This is a genomic window from Pirellulales bacterium (assembly GCA_035546535.1).
Classification (GTDB): domain Bacteria; phylum Planctomycetota; class Planctomycetia; order Pirellulales; family JACPPG01; genus JACPPG01.
The window spans coordinates 1-5,351 of the sequence record DASZWQ010000196.1; the positions used below are offsets into that span (position 1 = coordinate 1).

General features: G+C 60.0%; 10 protein-coding genes. 7 read left to right on the top strand and 3 right to left on the bottom strand.

All coding sequences use genetic code 11. The annotated features are described in order from the left end of the window. Window positions 1-362, bottom strand: a 362-nt coding sequence (locus VHD36_22815; GenBank protein ID HVU90182.1) for a hypothetical protein, incomplete at its 3' end; no start/stop codon positions are given. A gap of 280 nt (window positions 363-642) precedes the next feature. Between VHD36_22815 and VHD36_22820 the strand changes: the two genes are divergently transcribed. From VHD36_22820 to VHD36_22850, 7 genes are all read left to right on the top strand, one after another. Continuing rightward, window positions 643-840: a hypothetical protein gene (locus VHD36_22820; protein ID HVU90183.1), complete on the top strand. Its 198-nt coding sequence runs from the start codon at window positions 643-645 to the stop codon at window positions 838-840. Window positions 841-1,050: 210 nt separating this feature from the next. Next, entirely contained in the window at window positions 1,051-2,457 is a 1,407-nt protein-coding gene (locus VHD36_22825) for a DEAD/DEAH box helicase (GenBank protein HVU90184.1), read from the top strand. A 2-nt stretch (window positions 2,458-2,459) separates the two neighbouring features. Continuing rightward, window positions 2,460-2,735, top strand: a complete 276-nt coding sequence (infA, locus tag VHD36_22830) for a translation initiation factor IF-1 (GenBank protein HVU90185.1) — start codon at window positions 2,460-2,462, stop codon at window positions 2,733-2,735. Window positions 2,736-2,738: 3 nt separating this feature from the next. Beyond that, entirely contained in the window at window positions 2,739-3,011 is a 273-nt protein-coding gene (locus VHD36_22835) for a hypothetical protein (protein HVU90186.1), read from the top strand. A gap of 51 nt (window positions 3,012-3,062) precedes the next feature. Next, window positions 3,063-3,299 (top strand): hypothetical protein, encoded by a 237-nt coding sequence (locus VHD36_22840; protein HVU90187.1) that lies wholly within the window; start codon window positions 3,063-3,065, stop codon window positions 3,297-3,299. 289 nt (window positions 3,300-3,588) lie between these two features. After that, a complete protein-coding gene (locus VHD36_22845; protein ID HVU90188.1) occupies window positions 3,589-3,786 on the top strand; it encodes a hypothetical protein in 198 nt (65 codons plus the stop codon). Window positions 3,787-3,828: 42 nt separating this feature from the next. Continuing rightward, complete coding sequence (locus VHD36_22850; GenBank protein HVU90189.1) at window positions 3,829-4,074, top strand: hypothetical protein; 246 nt, start codon at window positions 3,829-3,831, stop codon at window positions 4,072-4,074. 482 nt (window positions 4,075-4,556) lie between these two features. On the opposite strand, the gene VHD36_22855 is transcribed toward VHD36_22850, so the two are convergent. Both VHD36_22855 and VHD36_22860 read right to left on the bottom strand, forming a co-directional pair. Continuing rightward, window positions 4,557-4,763, bottom strand: a complete 207-nt coding sequence (locus VHD36_22855; protein ID HVU90190.1) for a cold-shock protein — start codon at window positions 4,761-4,763, stop codon at window positions 4,557-4,559. Window positions 4,764-4,838: 75 nt separating this feature from the next. Beyond that, window positions 4,839-5,351 (bottom strand): hypothetical protein (locus VHD36_22860; protein HVU90191.1); only part of this gene is annotated, 513 nt, incomplete at its 5' end.

Sequence of the window (5,351 nt, forward strand, 5' to 3'; positions counted from 1 at the left end):
GCGAAATATGCGAACTGGTCCCGGTAGATTCGGGTCCAGTTGGACAGTGATGTTTCATCGATATCGAGAACGATGGCGGGTTGGGTCACCTGTGGCGCCCGCTGCGCGACCCATTCTTTGGCCTCATGCAACACCGCGGCGATGTCTGCCTCGTATCGCGTACAGCGGTAGTAGAGCACCCCGCGCTTGATCAAATCGAGATTGGGCGGTGCGGAAAAATCGTTCGGCGGCACCGAAGGAAGCGGATTGCAGCCATCCGGGACTTGCGCCGACGCCGCACCGGCCGCGAGAAAGCCGCAGAAGACGAGCGCGCAAGCCCGAATCAGAACGCCGCGGATGCCGTATGGCCGTCCGCCAGTCACTGATTTTCTCCGCTTGTCGCCCTTCGACAGATGTCCTCACATTCGAACCGGGGCAGATTGGCGGCGTAAACAATTTGCATGGTTTCCCCAGGCCCATCAAAGAAAGCTGCACGTGTGCCGCTTCGAATCTGAAGAGAGAACGCACCTTATCATCGGGCACTGAAGACAGGAACCGCACGCACACCCGCGTACAGCCATCCGGGGGACCATTCAACTTCGCAAAATCGAACATATATGTACAAACACAGCTCCAAATTAGCTCGCCGCAAAAGGAGATGACATGGCACTGACACCCGATGTGGCACGCGCCCGCGCCGAAGCAAATCACAAGAAGGAAGAACGCGCCAAGGAAGGCGCAAAGGCGATGATGGAATATCAGGCCAGCAGACGCCAGATTCGCGAGAGGACTGCGAAGCTCCGGGCACTGCGGTTGGCCAAAGAGGCGGCCGAGGCAAAGAGTGGAGCCGGATCGCCTTGAAACGAACACATCGGCGGCGTATATAACGGGTTGCGGCCTGAATCGGGCCGGCGGCGAGCCGCGTGTACGGGATCCGTTTTCGGCTTCTGGCTCGCTCTTTTCCATTTTCACTGGCAGCCCAGATCGCGCGGGATGTCTTATTCAACCCGCAAATCGGCTCGCGCATAGCGCGCAGGGCCGCGCAAGCGCGTACCCAAGAAAGATTCTGCATTGACCTCCTTTGACGACTTTATGCTTAACGCGGCGATCACACGCGCCCTCGCCGAGGAAAAGTACCTCACTCCCACTCCGATCCAGGCTCAGACCATTCCGACCGTCATGTCGGGCCGCGATGTGATCGGAATTGCCCAAACCGGAACCGGCAAGACCGCGGCCTTCGCACTGCCCATACTGCACCGCCTTGCGGCCACCCAGCGCCCGTCAGAGCGAAAGAGCTGTCGCATCCTGGTGCTCAGCCCGACGCGCGAGCTGTCCGGCCAGATCCTCGACAGCTTTCGCACCTATGGCCGCCACCTGCGGCTCAGAGCGACGCTGGCGATCGGCGGCGTATCGATGGGCAGCCAAGTTCGCGCCCTGCTCAGCGGCGTAGACGTTCTCGTCGCGACGCCGGGCCGGTTGCTCGATCTCGTCAGGAGCAATGCGCTGCGATTGGACGGAGTCGAATGCGTCGTCCTCGACGAGGCCGACCGTATGCTCGACATGGGCTTCATTCATGACATCCGTAAGATCGTCGCCAAGCTTCCGGTTGCGCGTCAGACGCTGATGTTCTCCGCGACCATGCCCCGCGCCATCGCCGAACTCGCCGGGCAGATGTTGCGCGATCCGGTCAAAGTCGCAGTAGCGCCGGCCGCGTCGACGGTTGAACGCGTCGAGCAGCGCATTATTCGCGTCGATCGCTCGTCAAAAGCCGCAATACTGATCGACGTGCTACGGCGGGAGCCGATCGATCGAGCCCTGATCTTCACGCGGACAAAGCACGGCGCCGATAAAGTCGTGCGAAATTTGGTCCGGGCCGGCATCGGCGCCGAAGCGATCCACGGCAACAAATCGCAAAATCAGCGCGAGCGCGCGCTCGCAGCCTTTCGCAAGGGCGATGTCAGAACACTCGTTGCCACTGATATCGCGGCGCGCGGCATCGACGTCGATGGCGTCAGCCACGTCGTAAATTTTGATCTGCCGAACGTGCCGGAGACCTATGTGCATCGTATCGGCCGCACGGCGCGTGCCGGCGCCGAAGGAATTGCGATTTCGCTGTGCGATAGCGAGGAGGTGGCGTTCCTGCGCGACATCGAAAAGCTTATTCGCATGACAATCCCGGCGACCGGCGAGCGGCTCGATCGGGCGCACGTGGAGCAACCTCGCACGGCCGGCGCCGCGACCAGGCCGTCCGGCTCTGCCAGGCAGCGGCCGGGCAAACGCAAGGGTCCGGCACGGCGGCAAGACCGCCGTGCCGAGCCCAGCAGGTCCCAAGCACCGTCCCATCATTCAAATCAGGACCGACCAGACGAAGCGCCGAGCGGTATCGAATCGATTGCCTTCATGCAGGGTAAAGCCAGGCCGGAACGCAATCGCGCACCGCGCGCGCAACGTTGGGCCGGTCATTCACAAGGAACCTAAACGTGCCCAAGGAAGAATTATTGCAGTTCGAGGGGCTCGTAACCGAGATATTGCCGGACGCGCGCTACCGCATTCAGCTCGATAACGGCCATCTGCTCGTCGCCTATACGGCGGGCCGAATGAAAAAGAATCGGATCAAAACCCTGGCGGGAGATCGTGTCACGGTGGAACTATCACCCTACGATTTGGAAAAAGGGCGATTGATCTTCCGCCACAAGGACGAACGGGCGGCGACTGCGGCGCGCCCGCCGCAGCGCAACCAGTTTCGGCGGCGGTGAGCTATGGCTGATGAATCCCCTACCGACCAAGTGTTGGCGCCAACCCGCGCCGACGCCATGCGGATTTTTATCTTTAAATCCGAAACAAACTCCACCTTGGGAGCGTTTACCAGCGATCTGGCCGGCCTCCGATTACCGAGCCAGTTCAAACCTTGGCGCGCCGTAGGCGCCATCGCGCCCGATCGGAATCCGCCGTACAAATTGTCGCGCGATGTGATCGAGGCCGCGATCTCTGCTCGAGGCTATCAGCTTTTTCGCCTCAGCAAAAAGGATTGAACCGCCTGTCTCATCGGGTGGCTCATGCATCAATACGCAAGGACTTTGGATATGGCCAGCAAGCCGGGCACCAGGCCCAAGAACGAATTCGTATTTTTCGACGTGGTTTATGAAGACGGCTCACAGCGCTCAAATAGACGGGTGCCGGCCGAGCTGCTCGGCGGCCCAGCTAAAGACGAAGCCGCGCGGGGTTTCATCATCGAACAGGATCGAGAAATCGCCGAAAAATCAGGACGCTCACCGTTGGCCATAAAAAGCATTCGTCGGGCTGGAGCGCGAATTAAATAGCCGCCAAGCCATCGGGAATTCGGCCGAAGTCGGTCTCGCTGCGGTGGTCTGCGGATGTGGCCAAAGTTCCATCGCTTTCCGCTCCGCCGACCTTGCAGGTTAAGCATAGAAGAGACAATGCTTGAGCACCGTTGGGACACGCCACTTCATGCATGGTGCTTGCCGATAGCGTCGCGCTCGGAGTCCTGAAAACACTCCCGCCATTAGGCCGCTACGCGTTTTTGTGCTAGCTTTTGGTCAGATCACGGTCAATCGTCCCACTATGACGACGTCTTCAATGGAGTGGCCCGTGCAGGATCACAAATTCGCAATTGGCCAATCGGTGAACCTTACCTCGGGCCCGTTCGGTCGCGGCGGGACAAATGGCATCTACACGGTGACACAGCTCATGCCGTATGAAGGCGACGATTTCCAATACCGGATAAAGAACGCCAATGAACCGCACGAGCGGGTCGCCAAAGAAAGTCAATTGAGTCTCGTGGAGTAACCGTGGGATCGACTGGTTCAAATTACAGTTGAAGATGCGTTCATGACGTTCAATTACCGTTCGCCAGCAGAGTTGTTCATGGCGAATAGCAAGCGCGGTCCGCGGAAGCGGCTAAATTATCGCCGGTTTGCGACAGCAGCCGAGGCTATCCAGTTCGCGGTCGAAGATTTTCCAGCCGTGCGCACACTGGGCGCCTGGATGCAGGTCGCGGACGAACGTTTTGACTTCAACGATATTCACCGGCTGTACGAGGGAGAGCATTACCCTCTGGCACGCCGCGCAAGGTGAAGCCTTTTATTTTCGCCCGAATCTCGACGAGCCCAGCACGCGACTCGTGCAGCGCCGTCAAAGCCGCTGAGTGAAGCACCCTCTATCGAAGAGGCGTAAAGTTGGTCAGCGGCAGACGTCCACCGTGTGGCCGTTTTTGCCATCACGGTCGCATTGTTCCTACCGAATGATTGCAGGATGAACGTGGGGCGGCTTTGCCGCTTTGTGCCCACGCGTACGGCCCGAGCGACCGTTTATCTTTTGCGCCCCGGACCCGGATATTGTGGCTGTGGCTTTTGGGGCATTGTGCCTCGAGACACAGAGGCACAAGCGCTGCTGCCTCGGTCGCTGTTTCGTTTCACCGCACGTTATAGAAAGCACGATGAGACAGGCGAGCGAGTGTCACCATGGTGCGGAGAGGACGGGTCCCTCAATTGAACAGCGAGCCCCGTGGTCCCCACGGGGCTTCGGTAAGCTCGGCACATTTCGCTTGGGCGAAATCGTTACCTGACCTTGAGGTTGACCGCGGATTCCTTCCCGCGATTGCTCTCGATCTCGTATTCGACGGTCTGCCCCTCATTGAGCGAACTAAGGCCGGCCCGTTCTACGGCCGAGATGTGAACGAACACGTCCTTGCCGCCGCCGCCGGAAGGCTGAATGAAACCGTAGCCCTTTGTCGGATTGAACCACTTCACAGTACCTGATGGCATTTTCGCGTCTCCATAACGATGGCCCAGAATAGGGCCGATGCCAAAGTGAAACAAGCACCTTAACGGCCCACCAGCCTAAGCCTGTGGCCGGGCGAGGTCAGGGTCGCCCAGATCCCAGAACAAGCCCGCCATCAGGCCGAGGCCCTCCCGCGCGATCGGCGCCAACATGTGCTCGTCGGGCGCGTGCTGTGAACAGCCAGGATAAGAGTGCGGAATCCAGATGGTTTTGAGGTTGAGCACATCGCCGAAAATATCGCTGGGCAGCGAGCCGCCAAAGTTCGGCAACACGGTCGGCGCGCGGCCGGCGGTACGGGTCAGCGACTTTTTAGTCCAATCCACCCACGGATCGGCCGGGTCGAGACGGCTGGCGTTAAAAAAGCTGCCTCGGCCGAGCCGCGCGTCGACCTGATGAAAGCCGTGGCGGTCGAGGTGCCGCCGCAGCGCCGGAATGATGTCGTCGACCTTCGTGCCGACCACATATTTGAGCTGGCAGTGCGCCCGCGCCGAGCCCGGAATAGCGTTGACCGGGCCCTCGGGCGTGCCCGCCGTGAAGGCCTGGATCTCGAAACTGTTCCAGGCAAATACCCG